The organism is Vibrio sinaloensis, from assembly GCF_023195835.1.
GTDB classification, from domain to species: domain Bacteria; phylum Pseudomonadota; class Gammaproteobacteria; order Enterobacterales; family Vibrionaceae; genus Vibrio; species Vibrio sinaloensis_C.
In genome coordinates this window covers 1089902-1114111 of the sequence record NZ_CP096200.1, presented here as the reverse complement: position 1 = coordinate 1114111, position 24210 = coordinate 1089902, and the positions used below count along the sequence as shown (strand labels likewise).

21 protein-coding genes are annotated in these 24210 nt (G+C 47.5%); 8 read left to right on the top strand and 13 right to left on the bottom strand.

What is annotated here, in order from left to right; translation table 11 throughout:
* Positions 1-17 precede the first annotated feature (17 nt).
* The 9 genes from betA to MTO69_RS18520 all read right to left on the bottom strand — a co-directional run bounded on the left by betA (position 18) and on the right by MTO69_RS18520 (position 12071).
* On the bottom strand, positions 18-1718 hold the full coding sequence (gene betA / locus MTO69_RS18560; protein ID WP_248334892.1) for a choline dehydrogenase: 1701 nt from the start codon (positions 1716-1718) through the stop codon (positions 18-20).
* A 22-nt stretch (positions 1719-1740) separates the two neighbouring features.
* Positions 1741-3201: a betaine-aldehyde dehydrogenase gene (betB, locus tag MTO69_RS18555; RefSeq protein ID WP_248334891.1), complete on the bottom strand. Its 1461-nt coding sequence runs from the start codon at positions 3199-3201 to the stop codon at positions 1741-1743.
* A gap of 14 nt (positions 3202-3215) precedes the next feature.
* Positions 3216-3812: a transcriptional regulator BetI gene (betI, locus tag MTO69_RS18550; RefSeq protein ID WP_248334890.1), complete on the bottom strand. Its 597-nt coding sequence runs from the start codon at positions 3810-3812 to the stop codon at positions 3216-3218.
* A gap of 447 nt (positions 3813-4259) precedes the next feature.
* Positions 4260-6704: an EAL domain-containing protein gene (locus tag MTO69_RS18545; protein WP_248334889.1), complete on the bottom strand. Its 2445-nt coding sequence runs from the start codon at positions 6702-6704 to the stop codon at positions 4260-4262.
* A gap of 373 nt (positions 6705-7077) precedes the next feature.
* Positions 7078-8187, bottom strand: coding sequence for a linear amide C-N hydrolase (locus tag MTO69_RS18540; protein ID WP_248334888.1), 1110 nt, complete (start codon positions 8185-8187; stop codon positions 7078-7080).
* 244 nt (positions 8188-8431) lie between these two features.
* Positions 8432-8845: a GFA family protein gene (locus MTO69_RS18535; protein ID WP_248334887.1), complete on the bottom strand. Its 414-nt coding sequence runs from the start codon at positions 8843-8845 to the stop codon at positions 8432-8434.
* Between the two features lie 133 nt (positions 8846-8978).
* Complete coding sequence (locus MTO69_RS18530; RefSeq protein WP_248334886.1) at positions 8979-9986, bottom strand: DUF2955 domain-containing protein; 1008 nt, start codon at positions 9984-9986, stop codon at positions 8979-8981.
* On the bottom strand, positions 9976-11040 hold the full coding sequence (locus MTO69_RS18525; RefSeq protein WP_248334885.1) for an HlyD family secretion protein: 1065 nt from the start codon (positions 11038-11040) through the stop codon (positions 9976-9978). The genes MTO69_RS18530 and MTO69_RS18525 overlap by 11 nt, the downstream gene beginning before the upstream one ends.
* A gap of 512 nt (positions 11041-11552) precedes the next feature.
* Positions 11553-12071 carry an ATP-binding protein gene (locus MTO69_RS18520; RefSeq protein ID WP_248334884.1) on the bottom strand — a complete coding sequence of 173 codons (519 nt, stop codon included), beginning with the start codon at positions 12069-12071 and terminating at the stop codon, positions 11553-11555.
* Between the two features lie 162 nt (positions 12072-12233).
* Here MTO69_RS18520 and MTO69_RS18515 point away from each other — a divergent pair, with 162 nt between their 5' ends.
* Entirely contained in the window at positions 12234-13295 is a 1062-nt protein-coding gene (locus MTO69_RS18515) for an N-acetyltransferase (RefSeq protein WP_248334883.1), read from the top strand.
* Here the strand turns inward: MTO69_RS18515 and MTO69_RS18510 are convergent.
* On the bottom strand, positions 13292-13690 hold the full coding sequence (locus MTO69_RS18510) for an ASCH domain-containing protein (RefSeq protein WP_248334882.1): 399 nt from the start codon (positions 13688-13690) through the stop codon (positions 13292-13294). The two genes, MTO69_RS18515 and MTO69_RS18510, sit on opposite strands and share 4 nt — an antisense overlap.
* A 156-nt stretch (positions 13691-13846) precedes the next feature.
* Here MTO69_RS18510 and MTO69_RS18505 point away from each other — a divergent pair, with 156 nt between their 5' ends.
* Positions 13847-14878 (top strand): phage integrase, encoded by a 1032-nt coding sequence (locus MTO69_RS18505; protein WP_248334881.1) that lies wholly within the window; start codon positions 13847-13849, stop codon positions 14876-14878.
* 123 nt (positions 14879-15001) lie between these two features.
* On the opposite strand, the gene MTO69_RS18500 is transcribed toward MTO69_RS18505, so the two are convergent.
* From MTO69_RS18500 to MTO69_RS18490, 3 genes are all read right to left on the bottom strand, one after another.
* The gene (locus MTO69_RS18500; protein ID WP_248334880.1) at positions 15002-16045 is read right to left on the bottom strand and encodes a GMP reductase; all 1044 of its coding nucleotides are present in this window, start codon (positions 16043-16045) and stop codon (positions 15002-15004) included.
* Positions 16046-16483: 438 nt separating this feature from the next.
* Positions 16484-18112 carry a methyl-accepting chemotaxis protein gene (locus MTO69_RS18495; RefSeq protein WP_248334879.1) on the bottom strand — a complete coding sequence of 543 codons (1629 nt, stop codon included), beginning with the start codon at positions 18110-18112 and terminating at the stop codon, positions 16484-16486.
* Between the two features lie 377 nt (positions 18113-18489).
* A complete protein-coding gene (locus MTO69_RS18490) occupies positions 18490-18930 on the bottom strand; it encodes an Lrp/AsnC family transcriptional regulator (RefSeq protein ID WP_248334878.1) in 441 nt (146 codons plus the stop codon).
* A gap of 140 nt (positions 18931-19070) precedes the next feature.
* Between MTO69_RS18490 and MTO69_RS18485 the strand changes: the two genes are divergently transcribed.
* From MTO69_RS18485 to MTO69_RS18460, 6 genes are all read left to right on the top strand, one after another.
* Positions 19071-19655 carry a LysE family translocator gene (locus tag MTO69_RS18485; protein ID WP_248334877.1) on the top strand — a complete coding sequence of 195 codons (585 nt, stop codon included), beginning with the start codon at positions 19071-19073 and terminating at the stop codon, positions 19653-19655.
* A 67-nt stretch (positions 19656-19722) separates the two neighbouring features.
* Positions 19723-21402 carry an RluA family pseudouridine synthase gene (locus MTO69_RS18480; protein ID WP_248334876.1) on the top strand — a complete coding sequence of 560 codons (1680 nt, stop codon included), beginning with the start codon at positions 19723-19725 and terminating at the stop codon, positions 21400-21402.
* Between the two features lie 29 nt (positions 21403-21431).
* A complete protein-coding gene (locus MTO69_RS18475) occupies positions 21432-21920 on the top strand; it encodes an OsmC family protein (protein WP_248334875.1) in 489 nt (162 codons plus the stop codon).
* A gap of 81 nt (positions 21921-22001) precedes the next feature.
* Complete coding sequence (locus MTO69_RS18470) at positions 22002-23201, top strand: DEAD/DEAH box helicase (protein WP_248334874.1); 1200 nt, start codon at positions 22002-22004, stop codon at positions 23199-23201.
* A complete protein-coding gene (gene yqfB, locus MTO69_RS18465) occupies positions 23198-23512 on the top strand; it encodes a N(4)-acetylcytidine aminohydrolase (protein WP_248334873.1) in 315 nt (104 codons plus the stop codon). The genes MTO69_RS18470 and yqfB overlap by 4 nt, the downstream gene beginning before the upstream one ends.
* A gap of 99 nt (positions 23513-23611) precedes the next feature.
* Entirely contained in the window at positions 23612-24196 is a 585-nt protein-coding gene (locus MTO69_RS18460) for a TetR/AcrR family transcriptional regulator (protein WP_248334872.1), read from the top strand.
* Positions 24197-24210: the final 14 nt, after the last annotated feature.

The window sequence follows — 24210 nt, the reverse complement described above, 5'->3', positions numbered from 1 at the left end:
TAATGATTGCTGACTAGTTACTTGGCTGTTTCAACAGCCCTTTTTGGAGTTTTAATTCGTTGTTTGTTTTGCCACTCAGGGGCTAACCAAACTGGTTGATAGTCTTGTTTGAGCAGCTGTTTACCCAAAATCATGTCGGCGGCACGTTCGGCCACCATGATCGTCGGCGCATTGAGGTTGCCATTAGGAATGGTTGGGAATACGGATGAATCCACCACACGCAATGCTTCGATGCCACGCACACGACACCTCTCATCGAGTACCGCCATTGGATCGTTGTCTGCGCCCATTTTGCAGGTGCACGATGGGTGGTAAGCACTCTCAACGTTGTGTTTAACCCAAGTGTCGATATCGGCATCGGATTGAACATCCATGCCTGGCTGAATTTCTTCACCTCGATACTTATCTAACGCCGGCTGCTGCAAAATCTCACGGGTTAAACGGATGCAGTCACGCCAGTCTTGCTTGTCCTGCTCAGTCGAGATGTAGTTGAACTCGATGCGAGGATGGGCGTGCGGATCGGCACTGGTAATTTCTACACTGCCGCGACTTTCTGGTTTATTTGGCCCAACATGCACTTGGAAACCATGACCATCAAATGCCGCTCGGCCATCGTAGCGCATAGCTGCAGGTAGGAAGTGGTACTGGATGTTCGGCCACTTAAGCCCTTCACGTGAGCGAATAAAAGCACACGACTCAAAGTGGTTGGTCGCCCCTAACCCTTTGCGCGTCAAAATCCACTCGGTCCCAATTTTCGCTTTGCTAACTAAGCCCAGTTTGCTGTTCAAACTGATGGGCTCTTTACAGTGATATTGGAAGTAAACCTCTAAATGATCCTGTAGATTCTGCCCAACGCCTGGTAGGTCGTGTTTTACTTCAACACCCGCTTGCTCAAGAACCGATTTCGGACCAACACCCGACAACTGCAACAGTTGTGGCGAGCCAATAGAACCGGCGCAAGAGATCACCTCTTGGTTGGCGCTGATCTGGTGGATCTTGCCTGATTTTTCGAACTCAAGGCCCACCGCTCGGTTGTCTTGAATCATGATTTTTCGCGCCACCACACCTTTAATTAGGGTAAGGTTGTCACGCTTTAGCGCGCGCCTTAAGTAAGCGTTAGACGTGGAAGCTCGTACGCCTTTATCCACGGTCATATGCATCTGGCCAAAGCCTTCTTGCTGATAACCGTTGTAGTCTTCAGTCTCTGGGTATCCCGCTTCTACACCTGCATCAATAAATGCACGATACAAGGGGTTAAGTTGCATGTCGTTGCCGGCACAGGTCCCTAGCGGGCCGTCACCGCCACGGTAATCATCTTCACCACCAGTCCACGACTCCGCACGCTTAAAGTACGGCAGACAAGCTTGATAGTTCCAGCCCGATGCACCGTGCTGCTCCCACTCATCAAAGTCACAAGCGTGACCACGTACGTAGACCATTCCGTTGATCGAAGAGCTACCGCCCAGCACTTTGCCGCGCGGACAGTGAAGTTGGCGACCATCAAGCCCTTGCTCTTGAGTCGTTTCAAACTGCCATGCGTAACGGTCGCTATTCATTGGGTAAGAGAGTGCCGTTGGCATTTGGATAAATATGCTTTTATCTGTGCCACCCGCTTCAACGAGCAGCACCTGATGCTGACCGCTTTCGGTTAAACGGTCGGCCAAAACACAGCCGGCCGAGCCCGCACCGACGATAATGTAATCGTAGTGTTGTTGCATTTGTGTCTCTCCAAGGTTTGGATTAAGCGTAAGGGCTTTCGAAGCCGCCTAGTTCGATAAGTACGCTTTTCGTCTGGGTGTAGCTGCGCAAGGTTTCTGGCCCGTTTTCTCGGCCGATGCCTGAATGCTTGTAGCCGCCAACCGGCATTTCCGCTGGTGAGTCACCCCAAGTGTTGACCCAACAAATCCCCGCTTGCATTTGATGAATCACTCGATGAGCGCGGCTCAAATCTTGAGTAAATAGCCCTGCTGCCAATCCGTAGTCGGTGTTATTGGCTCGAGCAATCACCTCAGATTCGTCACTAAACTTAAGCACCGACATCACAGGGCCAAAGATTTCACTTTGCACATGAGGCATCTCATCGTCACAGTCGATGAACACCGTGGGTGCGACGAAGTTACCTTCGGCCAAACCCTTGTCAGTCACTTGGTAACCGCCAGTCAATAGCGTCGCGCCGCTCTGCTTCGCCTCCTCAATCGACGCCAGCACTTTGCCTAAATGCTGTTTCGAAATCAGTGCACCGATTTGTGTCTCTGGGTTCATAGGCTCGCCGACAATCAGTTTTTCAGTGCGCTGCTTCAATTGAGCAACAAACTGATCATAAATCGACTCGTGCACAAACACGCGAGTGCCGTGGGTACACACCTCACCTTGGGTATAGAAGTTGGCCACCATCGCCGCCGAAACCGCGTCATCCAATTTTGCATCTTCAAATACGATCATCGGTGATTTGCCACCCAGCTCCATCGTGACCTGCTTGAGCGTTTTGGCGCTATCGGCCATCACCTGCTTACCCGTACCCGACTCACCAGTGAACGATACTTTCGCGATCTCAGGGTGTGCGGTGAGCATTTGACCCACTCGGTGGTCACCTTGCAGCACATTAAACACGCCATCAGGTACGCCGGCTTCACGATAGATTTCAGCCAGTTTTAGCGCCGTCAAAGGCGTTTCTTCTGAAGGTTTGAAGATCATCGCGTTGCCCGCTGCCAGCGCGGGGGCCGACTTCCACATCGCAATCTGGATTGGATAGTTCCAGGCACCAATACCTGCGCAGATACCCAAAGGCTCACGGCGGGTGTAGAAAAACTGGTTTTCGCCAAGTGGTTGCTGCTCTCCTTGCATCGCTGGAACAAGCCCTGCGTAGTATTCAATGACATCAGCGCCGGTTGCGACATCAACTGCGACTGCTTCTTGGATGGGTTTACCCGTATCGGCCACTTCTAGCGCGGCCAACTCGTCATTGCGCTCACGCAGCAGTGCAACCGCTTTAAGCAAAACTCGGCTGCGCTCGACTGGTGTCATCGCAGACCAAACAGCAAAGCCTTTCTTGGCGGCTTCGATTGTTCGAGCCAAATCTTCGTGGCTGGCTTGTTCAATCGTCGCCAACGCCTCGCCCGTGGCGGGATTGTAGGTGATAAAGCTTTCATCCGATGTGGCATGACATAGCTGCCCATCAATAAATTGTGATTTCATATTCATGTGTCTGACTTTACTTATTTTTGTGAATAGAACGTAAGCTGCTTATCCAAGTAATCGTTGATAATGAGTCGCGCCTTTTCAGCGTCTATACCTTGTGGATTGAGCGTTCCACGTAGCCAAATACCATCGATGAGTGCGGCGATTCCGTTAGCAATGGTTTCCGCCTGCTCGTTGTCGAAAAGTGCTTTCAGTTCAATTTTTAGGTGAGACAGCAAGCGCTTTTCATTCACCCTCTGTAACCGCTTAAGTTCTGGGTCGTGTACCGAATAAGACCAAAACGCCAGCCAAGTTTTCGCCACTTTGTTTTCCGCCTGAAAGCCAACAAAGTTGCCATCAACAATGGCATTGATGCGCTGTTGGTGCGCCTCTTTAGGTAGCGCCTTTAGCTTGGCGGTGACCGTCTGTGACAATTGACGCAAGATCTCGCGCATTGTCTCTTCCAGCAGGCCATGCTTGCCACCAAAGTAGTGGTTGATGATCCCTGTAGAAACCCCCGCTTCTTTAGCGATCAAAGCGATGCTCGCTGCATGCAATCCAACACGATCAATCACCGACATGGTGGCATTAACCAACTGTGGTTTACGAATACTTGGCATCCCCACTTTGGGCATTTTTGGCGTCCTCATTTTTTTAATTGAACGATTAGTTAAATATAAAATGCCAAAAAAACCATTCGAGTTCAAATTATTTTTTGGTATTTTTCATAAATGAAAGATTAGATTTCGACGGATACCGCCAGGACACAGCCACAAAAACTCAACCAGCTCATAGCAAAAAGCCTCTCTTACCCAACAATAAAACCCTTATATTTCAGGGTTTTGATGTGAGACTCTAGTTGAGACAAAGTTTACCACAACAAGGCAGTCACCTTTTCATCACTCTGAATTAAATTCTTACAACAGGATGGCAACACTAATAGTTAGTTTTCGAAGCATAAAACCTCAAAGACAATACTTTTAACACTAACCATCAAGGTTTTATCCCAGATGACAAAAAGGGCTACCCTTGATTGGGTAGCCCGAGCGGAGGCAATAACTTTAGGTGGTTAGATAGACGCTTTAAGTCATTGTTCGTTGTTGAATTAACCGGCCAGCGCTGCGCGCTAACCAATCACTAAACGAGGCTGGTTTACTAAAGTAATACCCTTGTATTTTCGGACAGCAGAGCGACTGGAGAGTCTCAAACTGGCTTTGGGTTTCAATCCCCTCAGCGACGATGTCGAGTTCCAAGCTCTTGGCGATTTTGATTACCGCGGCGACAATCGAGTTGTGAGCACTTTCTGGGTTAAGCTGCTCAACAAACATACGGTCGATTTTGAGACAACTGACCGGCAGCTTGACCAAGTAAGCGAGAGACGAAAAACCGGTACCAAAATCATCAATCGCCAGTTCGACCCCAAGGGTGCGCAATTGCAGCATGTTGTCCAATACTACTTTTTCACTGGTTACCAACTTAGATTCAGTGATCTCCAATGCCAAGTTGCTAGCAGGCAACTTCGCCAGAAACAACGCATCGCGGACCAAATGAACAAAATCAGGCTTAGCCAGTTGGTCAATGGTAATGTTGACGTGTACCTGAACATCCTCAGGCCATATTCCTTGCTCGATCGCCTGTTGAGTATCAATGCAGGCTTGCTGCAAAATCTGCTCGCCAATTTGATCAATTAAGTAGGACTGTTCGGCAATGGGAATAAACTCACTAGGCGGAATTAACCCCTGCTGTGGACATATCCAACGGGCCAGTGCTTCTACAGCGACCAATTGTTGGCCCTCACTGGCAACGATGCCCTGATAAAACGGCACAAACTCATGATTTTCTATCGCTCGATGAAGGCGCTCAATCGTCGCTTGACAAGCAATGGTCGCGAGCCCCATTTGACGCTCAAACACGCTAAAACGCTCCGGCATTGCCATTGCCCAAACACGAGCGATAGAGGCGTTGCGCAGCCAATTCTCATTCGACAAAGTCACATTGTACTGTGCCACACCAATGCTAATCATCAAATGCGCCGCTTCTTGCCCATAACAAACCGACGCCGTTGTCGCTTGTCTAATCCAACTACTTAAATTATTTAGCGTCTCTAACGATTGGAAGTCGGGCAAATAAATTGCAAACAAGTCACTATCAAAACGGCCAATGATCGCTTGTTGGGGCAAGACATCTTTTAAACGCTCAGCCGTTATCTTCAGAACCTGATCGCCACCACTCCGTCCCTGGCTGCAATAAATGTCTCGATAGTTGTCGATACCAACCATCATAATACTGGCGTTGTACTTGTTCGATTGTTCGCCCAAAACTCGCAATAAACCCTCATGACTGTAGAGCTGAGTTAGCTTGTCATAGGCCACTTGGTGTTCCAAAGATTGAATTGAGGTCGACAAGTTGTTGGCCATCAGATTAAACGCAGAAACCAGTTGGTTGATTTCTCTAATTGGGCTTGAACTAGGCTTGACTATTTGCCAGTTCCCCATTGCGATTTGTTGCGCTTGCTGGGCGGTGTTGGCGATAGGCCGGGTAATTCGCCTGACAATCAACACAGCGACAATGGTAAACATCACCGCAGCTATCGTCACCAATACTAGGTTGATCATTTGACCATTGCGCAATTGGCCAATCAGGTTCTCTTCTGACGTAAAGGCAGCCACCACCCAATCGATCTCATGTTCATCGGTGTAACGGGTCAAGCGAACATAGTGTGTTTGGTTATCGACATCAGTGGCAAAGTCGTAGGAGGAATCTTTTGCCTGGCGAGTAATCCGAGTTAGTTTGTTACTAATTTCCGCGCCAATCGCAGAGGCTTTACTGACATCCGAACTACCCATCGAATCGGCGATCACTTTACCATCAGCGGTCAAAATCAAAAAATGACTGCCTGACCGTACATGCTGCTCATTGAGAAAGTGTCGGATGGTATCCGTTTTGACATCGGTGACGAGTACGCCTAAGAACACGTCGTCACTATAAACAGGGCTGGCCGCCGATAACGTCATATCTTGTCGTTCGTCCGCATTGGCATACACGCCTGTCCATACCGGCTCCTGTTTGTCGGCCGCAGGCGCATACCAAGGACGTTGACGCGGGTCAAATATCGCTTGGCGTTCGAGCTCTGGTGTCATAACACTCGAACCAGAATAGATCACTAATTGGTCGTCAGTCCTGTTCGATTTAAGGATCAGTGAGTACTCCTTGTTGCCATCGTGGCGAAACCCCACCATCTGACCTTGGTGGTTACCAAACCCAATCACATCGATATGTTCTACCGCCTGCTCCAATGCTTTGAAGCTGGTCAGAATGAGCTTTTCAACTTCAACAAGATTATCCGGTTGATGGCTCAATTGCTCGCCGATATTTTGAGCGAGGCTAGTATTGACCAAAAATGGCGCATTGAGAAACCACTTAAGGTGCTGCGTCACGTTGCTGGTGATGGTCGTCAGGTGATTGCGGCTGGTTTCCTGAGCCATTTGGTCATAACTGTTGTTTTGTACCCAAGAAGAAATTGTCATTAAAACAATTACTAACAAGGTAATTGTCAGTGTAAACACCGATTTTAAAGTTAATAAGCGAAGCATCATAATACTACTCAATTTATCCTTACCCGCTAAACTGCGCTCGCGGTTTGTATCGCTACCAATAAGACGTGCCACAATAGCTGAATGGCGATTTCTTCATCAACTGCTCACAGGGCTAGCACTGATCCAAATCAAACTACTATTTGTAACGATGCGTGTACCTATAACCATCAAAAATGGTTAACTTTGGTTCAATCATGCTGCCTCTTTGGCTACTATATTTTGCTTCGTGAAATCAGGGCGACAGGTACGACAAAAGCCACAGTCGAAACTGTGGCTTTGTCAGGACTACCTAACGAACTAGGTATTACTTACCGTGTTTGTACTCGACTGGGTCTGAACACTCAGTCCACTGCGGAGTACGGAAGTTTGGTGATTGCTCAACCATGTCGGCACACATCGCGGTCTTAAACTCGCTGGTGTCATCAAAGTTGAACGACATCTGGTAACCATACTTATGCATATCCACCAAAATCTCTTTGCTGTCTAGGTTGGTGGTGAACTGCACCCAAGTACCGTAACGGCTCTCTTGACCTAGTGGCGTATCTTCATCTGGTGCATCCATCGCATTCACCGCTGCCATTGTGAAGGCGTTGCGCGCTTTACCCATTGACTCGTTGTAGTTCAAGTTGTCAAAGTTAGTGACTTCTGCCAACCACTGTGAGCGAACAAAACGGCCAATCGGTGATGGCGAGGCTGGAAGCCCTTTGGCAATCTTAGGATTGTTTAGGTCACCGTACGTTTCCAAGATGCGGCGTGCTTCATCCACCAACGGATCGTTGCCGTGAACGCGCAGCAGTTTGCCCTCTTCTGTTTTGATGTTGCCGAACCAAGCCTTCGCCGTACCGTCTTTCAGTAGCTCAAGTTGGAACACATCGCCACTTGGGTCGCTGACCGAAACGTGGAATGGGTGTTTGTGACCATTAGTTAACTGGTTCCAGCCCACTTGCCACTCGCCATTTTGGTATGCGTCATACACTTCTTTGGCGTTTTTGTAGTTCTCAAGTAGGTAGCTTGGAGAATCTGCAATGTGAACCGCTGGTACGCCATTGTCTTGGTGTAGCTCTAGCGCATCTTCAGACCAGCCTTGGTAAAGCAAGTCAGCTGACATGCCATGCTCGTTGATACCGTGGCCGGTCGCGCCAGCTAGCATGATAGTTTCAACAAATGAGATTGAGCGGTATTTCGCTTCCCACTGCAACACATTTTTGTAGTTGTCGAGTGGCTTAGACGCATTTTTAAATCCGACCGGACGGAAGTTCGCAACATTATCTAGCTCAGTAGACCAGTCAAACGAGCGAGTGTTGACGATACCGTGGTTGGTATCAAATAGGATACGAGTACACGCATTTGCAGTAGACACGATACCAGCAGTAGCGACAGCGGCGATAGCTAGGTTAACGAGAGACTTTTTCATAATTTTGACCTCAATAGTTCGTTACTAATCCATTTGGATTGTTGTCCTGACAGTCGCAGCTAACTCTGGTTGGGTTATCGTTAGTGCGCCTTGATGGGTCTATAATAACCGAACCTAGCCATTCTCAAACTTGCTTAGAATGGAATTCAACCATTCTTAATTCTATCGCGCTTCCACTGCGTTTTCGCGCAATAAAAAAGGAAGCCATGGGCTTCCTAGTCATATTGAGCTGTTATTAGATAAATTAGGGTTGCTTTTCAAACACCTTGGCACTCTTCGGAATCTCAACCCAATCTTGTTTCTCGCTGGTCCAAACATGGACAGTAGGTTCAAACACGTGTCTGTCTTGAGGGCTAGCGGACTTCAACTTGAGTTTAATCGTAGACGGGTCATCAGGATTGAAATGGTAAACGCGATTGCCACAACCTGGGCAGAACTTAGCGTAGTTCTTGTTTCCACTCTCTGCCATACGCTGCCACTCTGCGAGTTCTCCTTTGAACTCAATATCCTCACTCGCGACAACCGCAGTGACACTGTAAGGCGCGGTAGAGAGTTTCTGACACTCAATACAGTGACAAGCAATCACCATTTTAGGTGGTTGTTTTAAGCTATAACTGACATTACCACACTGGCACGACCCTTTTACGTTGTACGTCATCCTTGCTTCTCCTAAATTTATATGCGTCATATAAGCGAACACGCGCGACTCTGGTTTTCAGACTACTGCTGTCACAGCAGGTTTTCCATCACAGTTAGCTTAGATTAACCAGCAAAACTGTACTGCAGAGCGATCACGACTTGGGTGATTGAATCACTTTAGGCTCAACAGACAACAGGTTCAATAGCAAGGTGGCAATAACAATCGCTAAACTAATCGACACCAACCGCATTAGTTCCGCAGACAAAGGGGCATCGCCCTGGTAGGACAGAATCTGGTTCACCAACACGATAAAATTGGTGAACAGCAGTTGATAGATACTCAAGCGACACCCACGGCGAATAGCGTAACAAGCAAGCTGTAACCCTAGAAAGCAAGTCACACCAAGCAAAGTCCACATGGGTAATCCGACCGTATTGAGCAGCATGATCGGAATCGTCATCAAGATCCCCACCGTGGTCGCAATTAAGCGGTTATTGCGAAATACGCGTTGGTCTCTCGATACAGGGATCTTGATCATGCTGCCGATGGTGATCGCAATTAACAGGGTTTGTGAACTTCCATAACCGATCAGTGCATACAACACTAGCAGTAGCGCCGTCGCTTTAAAGCCAATCACGCCTAGGTGTAGCTCCGCGCCCGCCATGTCTTGCTCATCTGGCAGGATCGCTTTTTCGTCACCAGGAAACAGCAAAAAGCTGGCATAGGTGATCAGCAGAGCGGTGAGAAAGACCTCCAGCATAACGAGTGGCAGACTGGAGATTGAAACACCGAACTGCAGATTCAATACGCAAGTAATGATGACAAACAGTAAGGCAAAGGTGGCGATCATATCTTTTGGGTCTTTATGGCTACGATAGAAACTCCAAAACAAGACCAGCCAGCAAAACAGGCCAAAGCCTGTCGGTGAATCGACCAGAACTTGACCAAAACCAATCACACCTACGCTCACACCAAGCATCACCGCCATGAGCTTGAGCATCATCGACAATGGGGGTCTTGACGGCATAATGGTGAGGAAGATCACCACAAACATTGGCGCTAAAAACGGCACCGGATTCCCTTGCGCTAACAAGTAGAACAACAGCAAGGTGGGTGCAAACACCAAACGAATAATAGGATTGGCCGCGCTATGAAACATAAGTCCAGATACTCAGTACTCGCATCCAAATTCCAGCCAACCACTCCCCAAGAGCGCTTTGCTCTGTATAGAAGGCCACCGTTGCCTGAGAACCAAAACGAATGTTATGTAGTTCATCGGTACTATCAAACACGATCCTCACCGGATAGCGCTGCGGGGTAAACGAGTTCGAACCCGCATTTAAAAAACCAGTGGCAGGATCGATGTCATTAGTGCCGCCGGTCCCCCAGCCTATGCTCTCCACTTTGCCATTCAATACTCGCCCCGGTAACGCATCTAAAACAATTTTCACCGTTTGACCGGGCTTAACAAACTCAAGCGAGTTTTCACGTGCCAAAGCCGAAATCCAAACACTGCGCGGGTCGATAAAGGTCATTAGCGGCGACCCAACCGAAGCGCTTTGGCCTAACGTGAGCTGCATATTTGTGATAACACCATGCGAAGGGGCATAAACGTTGGTCTTTTGTAGATCGAGTTGCGCTTTCTCGAGGCTCGCCATCGCTGCACGTATCTGTGGATTACTGCTGCCCGTCGGACCAAGATTCTGCTCCGCTTGAACCAAAGACGCTTGAGCGGCTTCAAGACCAGCCTGAGCACGCTGTTTTGCTTCAATCGCATTGTCTAGGTCAGCTTGGCTTAGTACCCCTCGCGCGGCCAACTCTTGAGTTCGATTCGCCTGCTCGCGGGCATTATTTCTTGCGGCAAGTGCATCCACTACTCGAGCTTGAGCCACTTCCACCGCAGCCGTGTTGGAGCCGATGTTTTGTCCGGCCAAGGCTAAATTAGCCTGAGCTGAGGCAAGCGCTATTTCATAGTTTCGCGGATCAATGCTAAACAGCAATTCCCCTGCTTCGACAATTTGGTTGTCTTTAACGCCTACCTCTACAATGTTGCCCGACACTTCTGGTGCCACTCTCACTAAATAGGTATGCACGCTTGCATCACTAGTGATCGGCGCAACACGATCGGCCCACAAACTATACAGCCAAATAGCAAACACGGCGCTGATGATATAAATACTGAGTTTTTTTGAAGATTGTTCTGCAGCTGACATAAGGTTCAAGTCCAATGAAACACTAGTCAACAGTATAAGCGAATCAGTGAGTTATACTAGTTGCGGAGATCAAGTCCTGTAGGTTTAGTAGGATGGAAGAGCCACTAAGAGGGGCGCTTCAAAGTGAGAATGTAACAACTGAATTGAGCCTCTCCATTACTCAACTCACCTCCCAATAAGTACATTTTATTGTTGGTTGAAATCGACACACCATAAGCAACCCCCTCCGGTATTGAGGTAGCTCGGAGCCACTTGCTGCCATCGAATCGCGAAAGTAACAGAGTCAGATCTTGTATTTTGCTACTATTTGACACTTACACCTTATCCGTCCGTCTATACGTTTTCTGATACAAAGTGACCTCATTGATAAGGCTAAGTCACTCTCGCCAAAAAGCAAAAGGCAAGACCTGACCCCATTAACTCTCGCGTAACTCTCGTAACTCTCGAAAGAGTTTGTTTCAATGCATCAAAATCCGTAAATAATAGCCCAACGTTACAGGGCTATTTGGGCTTCATTTCCAAACTGACAACACCTTAAACAAGTCGCCAAGATGGTTGGGGGAACAATATTCAATTAACTGACAATTGACGTCGTAACAATAACTCTTTGACCGCTCGACTTCATGCTGTTGCAGCTCAACTATTTTTCCAAGAGCTAAAACATGTCCACCGCGTAATTCTAACCGTTGATGTATCGTTTCTTCGTCACAGGTTGCCAGCAAAATAGCAGACGGTGAAATCGCATCGAAAACTTCAAACGGTAACTCAATCACTTGCTCATCTTTATCGAGCAGGCAAAAGTGTCCATCAAGCAAGACCACCTCTTCCGTCAATTTACTAAGCCCCATAAGTAACGCTTGCTGATTCTTATCAGCAGTAGAGACAAGTTTAGAACTCTCAACATAATCCGAGTTCTCTTTTATCAAGTCGCTGCATGAATAATGCGCCCATCCAAACTTCTCTGATAGCTTTCCGCACAGCGTCGACTTCCCTACTCCGTGCACTCCTGAAACAAAAATTATCTTTGGCATGTCTCATTCCTGATATTAGGTTGACGAACAGATTTTAAACCTTTGTCACATCAATGAATTTGACTCAACGAACATTTATGCAACTTATATATATGCATCACTGTTTTTAGTATTGCAAAGAGTAAACTTGCCCCATATTAGTAAGCAACGTCGGTGGCAAAAATGGATAACCTATTAATTCAAAAATTCTCTGAGATTAATCTCAACGACAAATTCTTCGACTCTCTCAAAGCTGGTTACGCTGAGTTCTCTGAATGGTTTCAAAAAAAAGCAGATGACCATGCCTTGGTGCTATACAGCAATGAAAGGACTATTGAAGGGTTTCTATACTGCAAATTTGAATCTGGTCCAGGTGACGACACCAACCCTCTTCTTCCAGATACTGACCATATGAAGGTGGGAACTTTCAAATTTAATCCGAAAGGAACACGTCGCGGTGATAGGTATTTAAAAAAGATTTTTGATTATGCATTAGCTCATCAGTCGAAGCCTAGTGACATCTATGTAACCGTCTTTGAGAATGAGCATGGGTACTTAGTTGAATTGTTTGAACGTTATGGCTTCGAACGTTACGGAACAAAGACTGGACAGAATGGTACCGAGTTAGTTCTCCTTCGAGATTTAAACAAACAATTTGGCGATATCAATAAAGATTACCCTTTTATATATACTGAGGGTTGTAAAAAATATCTGCTTAGCGTCTATCCCAAATATCATACTGTTCTGTTTCCAGACTCTAAGTTACTTACCGAATCTCCGAATATCGTGCAGGATATTTCTCATTCAAATAGCATCCACAAGATTTACATTTGTGGTATGGATGGAGTAACTGCGATGAAACCAGGTGATGTTCTCGTTATCTATAGAACTGGTGATGGACAAGGTGCCGCTGAATTCAGGGCAGTTGCGACTTCACTATGTATCGTTGAGGATGTACATACGATTAGTGATTATGAGAGTGAAGAGCATTTTGTTAGCGAATGCGTGAAATACAGCGTTTTCACCGAAAAAGAGCTAAGAGGATTCTATAGAAGCCAGAAATACCCTTATGTCATCAAGTTCACCTACAATGCAGCCTTACCAAAGAGACCTATCAGACGCAAAATTGCCGATGAAGCAGGAGTATCGAGGGACGATTATTGGGGTGTATTGGAACTGTCAGACCAACAGTTCCAGCAGATAGTTAACATCTCAGAAGTTCGACCTGAACTCATTCGAAATTAAGCTAAGCAAAGATTCGAATTCAAATCGATATACTTAAATGACTGAGGGGCTTTAAAGCCTCTCTCTTTTTGGTACGGATCTATCGGATTATCGTACTTTTTGAAGTCTTTGATTTGTATAGCGTAAGCCACTTCTCTATTTGAGAAGTACTCGTCAAAGAACGATTTCTTAATACCAGACGCAGATTTGGTTTCTTCCCATAGCTCTTCAGGATGCTTAGCTAAGATATCCCCGATAGTAAACTCACCAACGATCTTACCTTCTGGCATGGTCGAATAGATTACTACTGACTTCACGTCAGGTCTTTTGAAGATAGCTTTGCGATACTCGAACAACTTCTCGCCCGAGATAATCTTTTCTACGAATTCTGGTTTAATCGACAATAACGCTTTCATGATAGAGCTCTTATTTTTTCTAGGTGCGAATATTAAACTCAAACACGCAAGATTTCATCAGGAAATCTGACATTGTGCGAGTTTATCCCAACTAAACATTGAATGTACCAAAACGGATGATACTGTATGTATATACAGTATATGAGTATATTTTCTATGTCTATCCGTAACTTAAAAGATGGTTCAACCAAACCTTGGATTTGTGACTGCTACCCTAATGGCCGCAATGGGAAACGCGTTCGCCGACGCTTTGCTACCAAGGGTGAGGCTATCGGGTTTGAGAAGTTCACAATGAAAGAAGTGGACCAAAAGCCCTGGCTTGGCATGAGTAGCGATCATAGGCGGCTGTCTGATGTTGTGGATACCTGGTTCAGCCACTACGGCCGAACGCTCACCAACGGCGAAGTCATCTACCAAAAGTTTAACCACATGGTTAAAGCCATGGGTAACCCGCCCGCTTCCTTATTTAACGCCAAGCAATACGCTGAGTTTCGCAGCTTAAGGATAGCTGGCCAAATCAACTTTGTTGATGACCGCTGGCAAAAAGGCGCCCCAAGTGTTTCTACCCTCAATTCGGAGTTAGCGCGCTTTAAAGCTGTATTCAGTAAGCTAAAAGAACTCGGTGAATGGAACCTCCCCCACCCTCTAGAAGAACTCAAGCAATTCAAAGTAGCAGAACGAGAGATGGCTTTTATTCCTAAAGCGAAGCTTCCCCTACTGCTCGAGCTGGTTGGCCAGCATCAGCGTGGAGACATGCTCAAAATAGTAAAGATATGCTTAGCCACAGGTGCACGGTGGAATGAAGCGGCAAAGCTGCGTGGAAGCCAGATCAGCAAGTACAAGATCACCTATACCAATACTAAAACCAAGAAGAACCGCTCAGTACCCATCTCTAAGGCGCTTTATGACGAGATCTACAAGCCATGCTCCGACTTAATGTTTGAAGAGTGCTACACCCCTTTCTGTTACCTACTAAAGCACAAGCTAGGGATGTCGTTGCCAAAGGGTCAGGCTTCGCATGTACTGCGCCATACGTTCGCCAGCCACTTTATGATGAACGGTGGTAACATTCTGGTACTGCGTGATGTTCTTGGCCATGCCGATATCAGCATGACAATGCGCTATGCGCACTTTTCCCCTGACCACATTTCTGAAGCGATCACCAAAAACCCTTTGGCGGGTTTATAACTGTCGCCACAAAAATATTTTTTGCGAGTGTCGCCACTTTGTCGCCACTTACTGATTTTGAGGCAAAAAAAGAGCCGCTAAACGCGGCCCTTAACAGTTCGTATTTTCCGAAGAGTTATTGAATTACTCTTTACCGAATATGTTGTTCTCTTGCTCTTGTACACGGATGAAAGTGGTACGCTTCGTTAGCTCTTTAAGCTTTGCTGCGCCTACGTAGGTACACGTTGAACGTACACCACCAAGGATGTCTGAGATAGTGCCGTGGACAGAGCCACGGTATGGCAATAGTACGGTTTTACCTTCAGCTGCGCGGTACTTAGCTACGCCACCGGAGTGCTTGTCCATGGCAGACTGAGAAGACATTCCATAGAACTTCATGAAAGTTTCGCCGTCTTTCTCGATAATTTCGCCGCCTGACTCTTCATGGCCGGCCAGCATGCCGCCTAGCATCACGAAATCAGCGCCGCCGCCGAACGCTTTTGCTACGTCACCCGCACATGAACAACCGCCGTCGCCGATGATCATTCCGCCTAAGCCGTGCGCTGCATCACCACATTCAATGATGGCCGAAAGCTGAGGGTAGCCAACGCCTGTCTTAACGCGAGTGGTACATACTGAGCCTGGGCCGATACCGACTTTGACAATGTCCGCACCTGCAAGAATCAGCTCTTCACACATATCACCCGTGACGACGTTACCGGCAGAAATCACTTTGTCTGGAAAAGCGGCACGTACTTTTTCGATGTACTCAACCAAATGCTCTGAGTAACCATTGGCGATATCAATACAGATGAAGATCAACTGCTCTGAAAGTGCCATGATTTGTTTGGTCTTTTCAAAGTCAGCATCCGACGTGCCGGTTGAAACAAACACATTGTTTAGTGTGTTCTGATCCGCTGACTTAACAAAGTCTGCCCACTGCTCTACGGTGTAGTGTTTGTGAACCGCTGTCATCACACCATGTTCAGCGAGCGCTTTCGCCATTTCGAAACTACCCACAGAATCCATGTTGGCGGCAATAACGGGAGTGCCAGACCATTGACGGCCGCTATGCTTGAAGGTAAACTCGCGGGTTAATTCAACTTGAGAGCGGCTTTTAAGCGTTGATCGCTTTGGGCGAAAGAGTACGTCTTTAAAACCTAACTTAAGTTCTTGTTCGATACGCATTGATTACAGTTCCTTTCTCTTAAAATCGGAGTGTCGGTGCGTTTTCGGTAAGCGTTGGCAGACGCTTTACTGAGTTTCGGACACAAAAAAACCGGAGCGTTGGCAGACGCTCCGGTTTTCAGCATTATAGGCTGTGATTTATTTCCCGCAAGACTGATATTTGCATTTTTTTTATGCTACAGTTCGGTTAAGTTGCATACCTAATCAACACCCATCTCAAGATTCTCATCAACATTATCCTTATATTACAATCAGTTAAACATCACCTCGCTTAACGTTTGCGCAAACCATTGCGCTACTAAACAGGGTGAACTTGTTGGTAATGACGACGTTTTAGTTAACATTGTTCGACTTTTAATGCCTGTGCGTCCGCCAAAAGGAAGAAATCAGAGATTAAAAAAGCAGTCTTGAGACTGCTTTTTCCGGATAGTTTGGACTTTAGAACTTAAAAAACGCCAGCTGTGCTTTTTGTTTTTCTGCCAAGGTTGATAACTCTTGGCTGGCAGCAGCACTTTGACAAATACCCGAGACGTTTTGGTTCACCAGTTCAGACATATTGACTACATTGCGGTTAATGTCTTGAGTAACTTGGGATTGCTGCTCGGCAGCGGTCGCCACTTGTGTATTGGCATCGTTGATGTTGGATACCGACTCGGTGATGCCTAGCAGCGCGCTGTTGGTCTGCTCCGCTAATTGATTGTTTTTATCGAGAATGTCGAGGCTAACTTGCATGCTGTCATTGGCGCGGCCCGACTGGGTTTGCAGCTCTTCGATGATCGCTTGAATTTCACCAGTTGACTCTTGCGTTCTCGCAGCGAGCATTCTCACTTCGTCAGCCACGACAGCAAATCCGCGTCCTGATTCTCCTGCTCGCGCAGCCTCAATCGCCGCGTTAAGCGCTAGCAAGTTGGTTTGTTCAGACACACTGCGGATCACTTCAATCACATCGTTGATCTGCTCAGATTGCTGCTTTAAGTTCCTGACAACCTGTGCGGCCTCGTTAAGTGCGCTACCCATCTGTTGGCTGGCTAATTTGCTCTCTTGGGCTATGCTCATTCCCGACTGGGCCAGTTGGTCAGCCTCGCGAGCGGTAGAGTCTGCCAATTGCGCATTGTCGCTGACATTATCTGCGGTACTCGACAGCTCATTCACCGCCGAAGCGACTTGCTCAATTTCCGCTAACTCCTGCTGTGCATTCGCTTGTGCCTGGGTCATAACCGCGGCCAGCTCCGTAGAAGCAGACGCCACCTCCTCACTGATCCGGCTTAACTCTTCAACCGTTAAATGCAACTGCTGCGCGGTTTGGTTGACATCATTGCCGAGCATAGCGATTTCATTGGTTCCTTGTACTTCCGCACGGACAGACAGCTGACCTTGGGCGAGTTTACGCATCACCTGTTGCAACATCAGAATCGGGTTTACGATCATACCGGACAGCAGCCAAGCAACGATTAGCGATATCGACAGAACGCTCAGAACCAACACCATTGCGGTGTTTTTTACTTTGGCATTTTGGGCATCGCTGCGTGCCATCGCTTGATTGGCAAACTCATTGACATTGACCGACAGACGATTGATGGCAGAAATCATCGCCCCGCCCGACTGACGATATTGGGTTACGAAAGCGCTGTACTCTTGCTCAGTCACTTGACCAACATCGCGACGCGCAAACATATCGACCGCTTGATTGGAAAACTGCACATAGTGTTCGATGGCCTCTCGCACCACTGCTACTTGTTTTACGAACTCAGGCTGTTTGGCCATGATGTCGAGATCTTTATAAATTTGCGTCAGTGCGGTTTGTAGGTCCTGAAGGAACTGCTCACGACGCGATGAGTCGTAAATCGCATAGACCGCACTGATACGTAATGGATAAACCTGATCATCGATATCAGCCAGCATGTCTTTATATAAGACTAAATTATTGGTCGTGCTTTTTACCGCTTGCTGCTCGTGATCAAGATTGATTTTTGTAACCCACAATGCCACCACGAGTGTAAGTGTGGTAAACAGAACAGGCAGCAACACCTGCGCTCGAATAGACAAGTTTCTTAAGGAGATATTCATTGTTATTGGTTCTCATGACGTTGTAATGGCTGATAGTGATTTAAACAGCGTTATATGGAGGATGACCTAACCAAAAAGGGCGCATTCACTGTTAAAACTCGATATGGTTTTTCAAACAGTGTAATAGCCCTTATCCGTAGCAAGGATACTCAAACCCAGCTATGCAATCAATTGATAAAATTGATGAATAGCGTCAATTTGAATAGTTATTAATCAATCAGTTACAAAAATCCTAGCCCGACGTAGAACAGAAACTGGTGAAGAAAAGTGTAACAAGAATTAATAGCAATCAACAATGAATACAAAACGATCAATAATTAAAACTTATTAACTAGATGGCTCATCGCCCACTAAAACTTAAGTTTAGCTATCGACGACTATCGATTATCTTTGGGTGAGTCCATGACCACCATAGTGGTGATAGATTGAACTTGACGACACTCGCCCAATACATCGGCATGAAATCGCTTATAACTGGGGAGATCGCGCGTCTCGACACGCAGCAAGTACTCGTTGGCCCCGGTGATGTTGTGGCACTCCACCACTTCGTCGACAAAGCGCACATGTTGTTCAAACTCGTGTTGCGCTTGTTTACTGTGGCTCGCCAAGCCAATAGACACGTAGGCGATAAAGCCCACACCGAGCATGCTGTTGTCTAGCACCACTCGATACCCTTTTATCACGCCACTCTTTTCCAGCTCTTGCACTCGTCTTAGTGTCGCGGAAGGGGACAAACCAATCCGCTCCGCCAACTCTACGTTGGAGATCTTTCCGTCGCTCTTGAGCTCATGCAATATTCTTTCGTCAAACCGATCCATTGTTCACCTTTATTGCGCAAATACCGTTTTAATGTCGAATAAAAGCACACAATTGCCACAAAATCCACATAAGCTAAATATTGAACCAACTACTAGCCAGCTTCACGCAATTTTATTGTGTAAAACTTTAGGATCATGATATGGAAATTGAACAGTTCGCGGCGCTTATCGTATTTGCCTTTGTTTCGACGTTTACCCCCGGGCCCAATAATTTGATGCTAATGACATCAGGTGCCAATGTCGGCTACAAACGCACTTTGCCACACATGTGCGGTATTGCGTTTGGGTTTGCGTTTATGGTGCTCTTAGTCGGGCTCGGGCTTTCAGCGGTGTTTGCTGCCTACCCCCTCGCGCACATGATCCTTAAGTACGTCAGTTTGGCTTACCTCGCCTATCTCGCATTGAAAATTGCACTCAGTGGTCAAAGTAAAGATGTCACCAACTTCAAACCCATGAGTTTTCTAGCCGCTGCGAGCTTTCAGTGGGTTAACCCCAAAGGCTGGTCGATGGCCCTCAGCGCTGTCACTCTCTACAGTAACGGTGGCGGCGTTCTAGAACTGGCCGTTATCTCGCTCACCTTTCTTACGGTCAACTTTCCGTCCGGCTCGTTTTGGATATTAGCTGGTCGCGAGCTTCAACGCTGGCTGACTACTCAGTTCAGAGTGCGAAGCTTTAACATCGCCATGGCTTTACTCCTGGTCGGCTCAACCCTGCCGATGATCTGACCTAGCAATCCCGACACAAACGGGTAAAATCAGCGTCAGTTGATTTTGCCCGATATTAAATAGTGATATGTCGCACACCGATCCCCGCTTTACCCGCTTCAACACACCGATTCAAGGTGTCGCGTTGCCAGAAAAATACACTTTCCCTTTTTACTACCAGCCTCATCCACTATGTGTACAGGCGGCAGAGCAGTTGCAACAACACCTCAGCACCCAAACACATTGGCAGCATAACTTTGGCCTTGACGGGGCGAGAGATGGCGCAGGCAAAATGTTTGGTGTACTCCTGGTTAGAAACCCTACCGGGGAGATCGGTTTTCTCTCGGCGTTTTCGGGTAAAGTGGCGGAACAGAATCTACTGCCCGGCTTTGTGCCACCGGTGTTTGACATGTTGACTGAGCAAAGCTTTTTTAAAGCCGAGCTGGCTGAAATAACCGAGCTGAGCAAACAAATCGCCCAGCGAGAAAGCTGCCCGACAACCGCACGGCTTAAAGACCAGTTGAATACGATGCAAACCACCTATCAGCAACAAGAAGCCGCGCTGAGAAGCACCATGATTGAGCGACGCGCAGAGCGCAAAGCGAAGCGCTTGCAGGCCGAGGGCACACTCGATGCTCAGGCGCTTGCCGAGCTCAATCATCAGCTAGGTAAACAAAGTGTCGCTGACAAAAACCAGCTTAAATACCTCAAATTGGAATGGGAGCAGAAACTTGCGGTTGTCGAAGCTGAGCTATCACAACGTGAGCAGCAATTGGTTAAGCTCACCAGCCAACGCGCGAGCTTGTCGAATGCACTGCAAAACAAATTGTTTGAGCAGTATGTGTTTTTAAACGCTCGCGGCGAAACTCGCTCACTCAAATCCATTTTTGCTGATACTTCTTCGCCCACTCCACCGGCAGGGGCTGGCGAATGTGCCGCGCCAAAGCTACTTCACTATGCTTATGCCAACGGATACCAACCTCTCGCCATCGCCGAGTTCTGGTGGGGCGTATCGCCAAAATCAGAGATACGCCAGCACGGTCAGTTTTACCCATCTTGCAATAGCAAATGTCAGCCAATTCTGGGCCATATGCTGCAAGGGTTAACCGTTGACGACAACCCGTTAGAGGAAAACTGGGCTGAAGATAAACCGCTGGAAATACTCTATCAAGATGATGCGATGGTAGTCGTTAACAAGCCATCTGGTCTACTGTCGGTGCCGGGAAAAGTGGTCACCGATTCGGCCTACAGCCGATTGCAGACGCAATTTCCCGACGTGGAAGGCCCATTTGTGATTCATCGCCTTGATATGGCGACCTCTGGCCTGTTAGTTTTCGCCCTCACCAGACGCGCAAACAAAAGCCTGCAAAAGCAATTTATGTCTCGTGCAGTGAATAAGCGCTATGTGGCGCTGCTTGAAGGGGATATTGCAGACGACCAGGGCACGATTGATCTGCCGATGCGAGGCGACCCTGTCGATCGGCCGCGCCAGCTGGTGTGCTTTGAGCATGGTAAACCTGCCTTTACTACATGGCAGAAAATCGCGCATAAGAGCGGGCGAACTAAGCTCTATCTAGAACCCAAAACTGGCCGCACTCACCAATTGCGTGTCCATTGTGCCCATCACCTTGGTCTGGCGACACCCATGGTGGGAGATACCCTATACGGAGAAAAAGCCAATCGCTTACATTTGCATGCTGAACGTCTTGAGCTTGATCATCCGTACACCAAACAGCGAATGACGTTTCAAGTCGACGCTGAGTTCTAAACGCGCAGCTATTACAGGGAAGAAGCATCATGTCCGAGCATCAAGCCAAAATTGAATGGCAACGTCAACCGAACGAAGCTTTTCACGACAACCAATATAGCCGAGCACATACTTGGCACTTCGATGGCGGAGTGGTGGTCCCCGCCTCCTCTTCTCCACTAGTGATTCCTCCCCCATTATCAGAGGAAAGTCATGTCGATCCGGAAGAGGCTTTCATTGCGGCGATTTCTAGTTGCCACATGCTGACGTTCTTGGGCATTGCCGCCAAGCAGCGCTACGTCATTGACGCCTATCTTGATACCGCCATCGGAGTCATGCAGGCAGATAACCAAGGCCATATGAGCGTAACTAAGGTCACGCTCAAACCAGAAATTGTCTTTCTGGGCGATAAACAACCCAGTCTCGAGCAGCTAGAAAAGATGCATCATTTGGCCCACCAGCACTGTTTTATTGCCAATTCGGTCAAAACTGAAATCGTCACTGAGGTGATCGCGCCAGTCAAGGTGACACAAAGCTAATCATTGTTTCACGCTTCGTGCTACACTCTGCGTCAATTAAGGGCATAGCGCCCTGTTACAACCATGATTCAGAGTGTCACCATGTCTTTCGCAAAACTTGGCCTTAGCCAACCGCTTGTTGCTACCGTTGCCGAACTCGGCTACGACAAACCCACCACCATCCAAACCAAAGCGATTCCTGTTGTTTTACAAGGTCAGGACTTGATCGCTGCCGCGCAGACCGGTACCGGCAAAACCGCGAGTTTTGTATTGCCTATTTTGCACAAACTGAGCCAAGGTGAGACGCAGCGTAAAAAGCGCATCCGCGCCTTAGTGTTGGTGCCGACACGTGAGCTGGCGATCCAAGTCGCGCAAAAGGTTGAAGATTATGCCAAACAATTGCCCATTACCTCACTGGCCATGGTCGGTGGTGTCGATGAACGAGCGCAAAAGCAAGCCCTGATTGAAGGGGTTGACGTACTGGTCGCCACCCCGGGGCGTCTTATTGATATGTACGGCAAACGTGCGGTGCACTTTGACGAAGTGGAAGTGTTGGTGCTTGATGAAGCTGATCGCATGCTCGATATGGGCTTTATCGACGATATCAACAAAATCCTAGACAGACTGCCAACCGATATTCAGCACCTACTGTTCTCTGCAACCCTATCGAATAAAGTGCGTGATCTGGCCAAAACGGCGGTGCACAATCCTTATGAGATCAGCATTGCAGCCAACCAAGCATCAAAGAAGAATATTGATCAGTGGCTGGTCACCGTTGATAAAGACCAGAAATCGTCATTGCTCAGCCACTTAATTCAGTCAAATGACTGGGATCAAGCATTGATATTTATCGAGACCAAACACGGAGCAGCCAAGTTGGCCACTCAGTTGGAAAAACGCGGCATCCATGCAGAAGCGTTCCATAGTGGTCGCAGTCAAGCCGTTCGCACTCAACTGCTCGAAGACTTTAAAGCAGGCAAGATCAAATACATGATAGCGACAGGTGTTGGCGCACGCGGTATCGATATTGAAGGTCTCTCGCGCGTCATTAACTATGACTTACCTTTCCCTGCTGACGAGTATGTGCACCGTATCGGTCGTACCGGTCGAGCTGATGCACAAGGTGAGGCAATCTCCTTTGTCTCAAAAGACAATTTCAAAAACTTGTGCATGATCGAAAGCCGACTCGGCCACTTGATTGAGCGCAGAGAAATAGAAGGCTTTACCCCGCGCAAACCCGTACCAATCTCGATTCTCAACTATGTGCCAAAACACAAACGGCAAGCAAAGGAAAACTCATGAGCGCACCAACCAAAATCACTTTTTTCGAGTTTCTGACTCCTCTGATTACCGCTGGGAAGAAAACCATTACCATCCGTGACGAGTCTGAGTCGCACTATGTCCCTGGCACTGAGGTGGAAGTGTTTACCTTAGAAACGGATAAAAAAGTGTGTGATATCCGTATTCTGTCGGTTAAGCCGCTCAAATTTGACGACATCAATGAGTTTCATGCCGAGCAAGAAGCGATAGAGCTTGCCAAACTTAAGCCGCTTATTCGTGAGATCTACCCCGATACCGACGCCCTGTTTGAAATCAGCTACGAATTAATTTAATCGTCTATCCCCAAGCCAGACTCTAGTCTGGCTTGAATCTTTCTCAATCAGCTAAAATCAAAACTAGACGACTGGTCTAATTTAAGCTATAGTCTGCCCATGAACGCAAAAACTCAAGACACGCGCCAACATATTCTCGACGTCGGTTATCAACTTGTGGTCACCAAAGGTTTTACTGCCGTTGGTTTGAGCGAGTTGCTAAAAACCGCCGATGTCCCTAAAGGCTCGTTTTACCATTACTTCAAATCGAAAGAGCAATTTGGTCAAGCGCTGATCGAGGAGTATTTCAAAACCTATTTGGCTCGCTCGCATGCTGTGCTTCACAATGGCGAGGGCAACGGACGTCAACGGGTTATTGATTACTTTTCACGTTGGCTTGAGATTGAAAACGGCGTGTGTAATGCCAACAAATGTCTGGTGGTGAAACTGAGTGCTGAAGTCTCTGATTTATCAGAAGCGATGCGCGTTACCTTGGCCCAAGGCGCCGATAAAATTATCGAACAGTTGGCGAGCAGTATTGAGTCGGGCGTACAAGATGGCTCGATTGCGACACTAGACTCTGCCGCTACCGCTCGTATTCTTTACCAGCAGTGGCTCGGTGCAAGCTTGCTCAATAAGCTAAACCAAGATCAGGTGAATCTTCACCAATGCTTTGCAGCTACCGAGCGGATGCTAAACGCATAACACCTCCCGTCGAC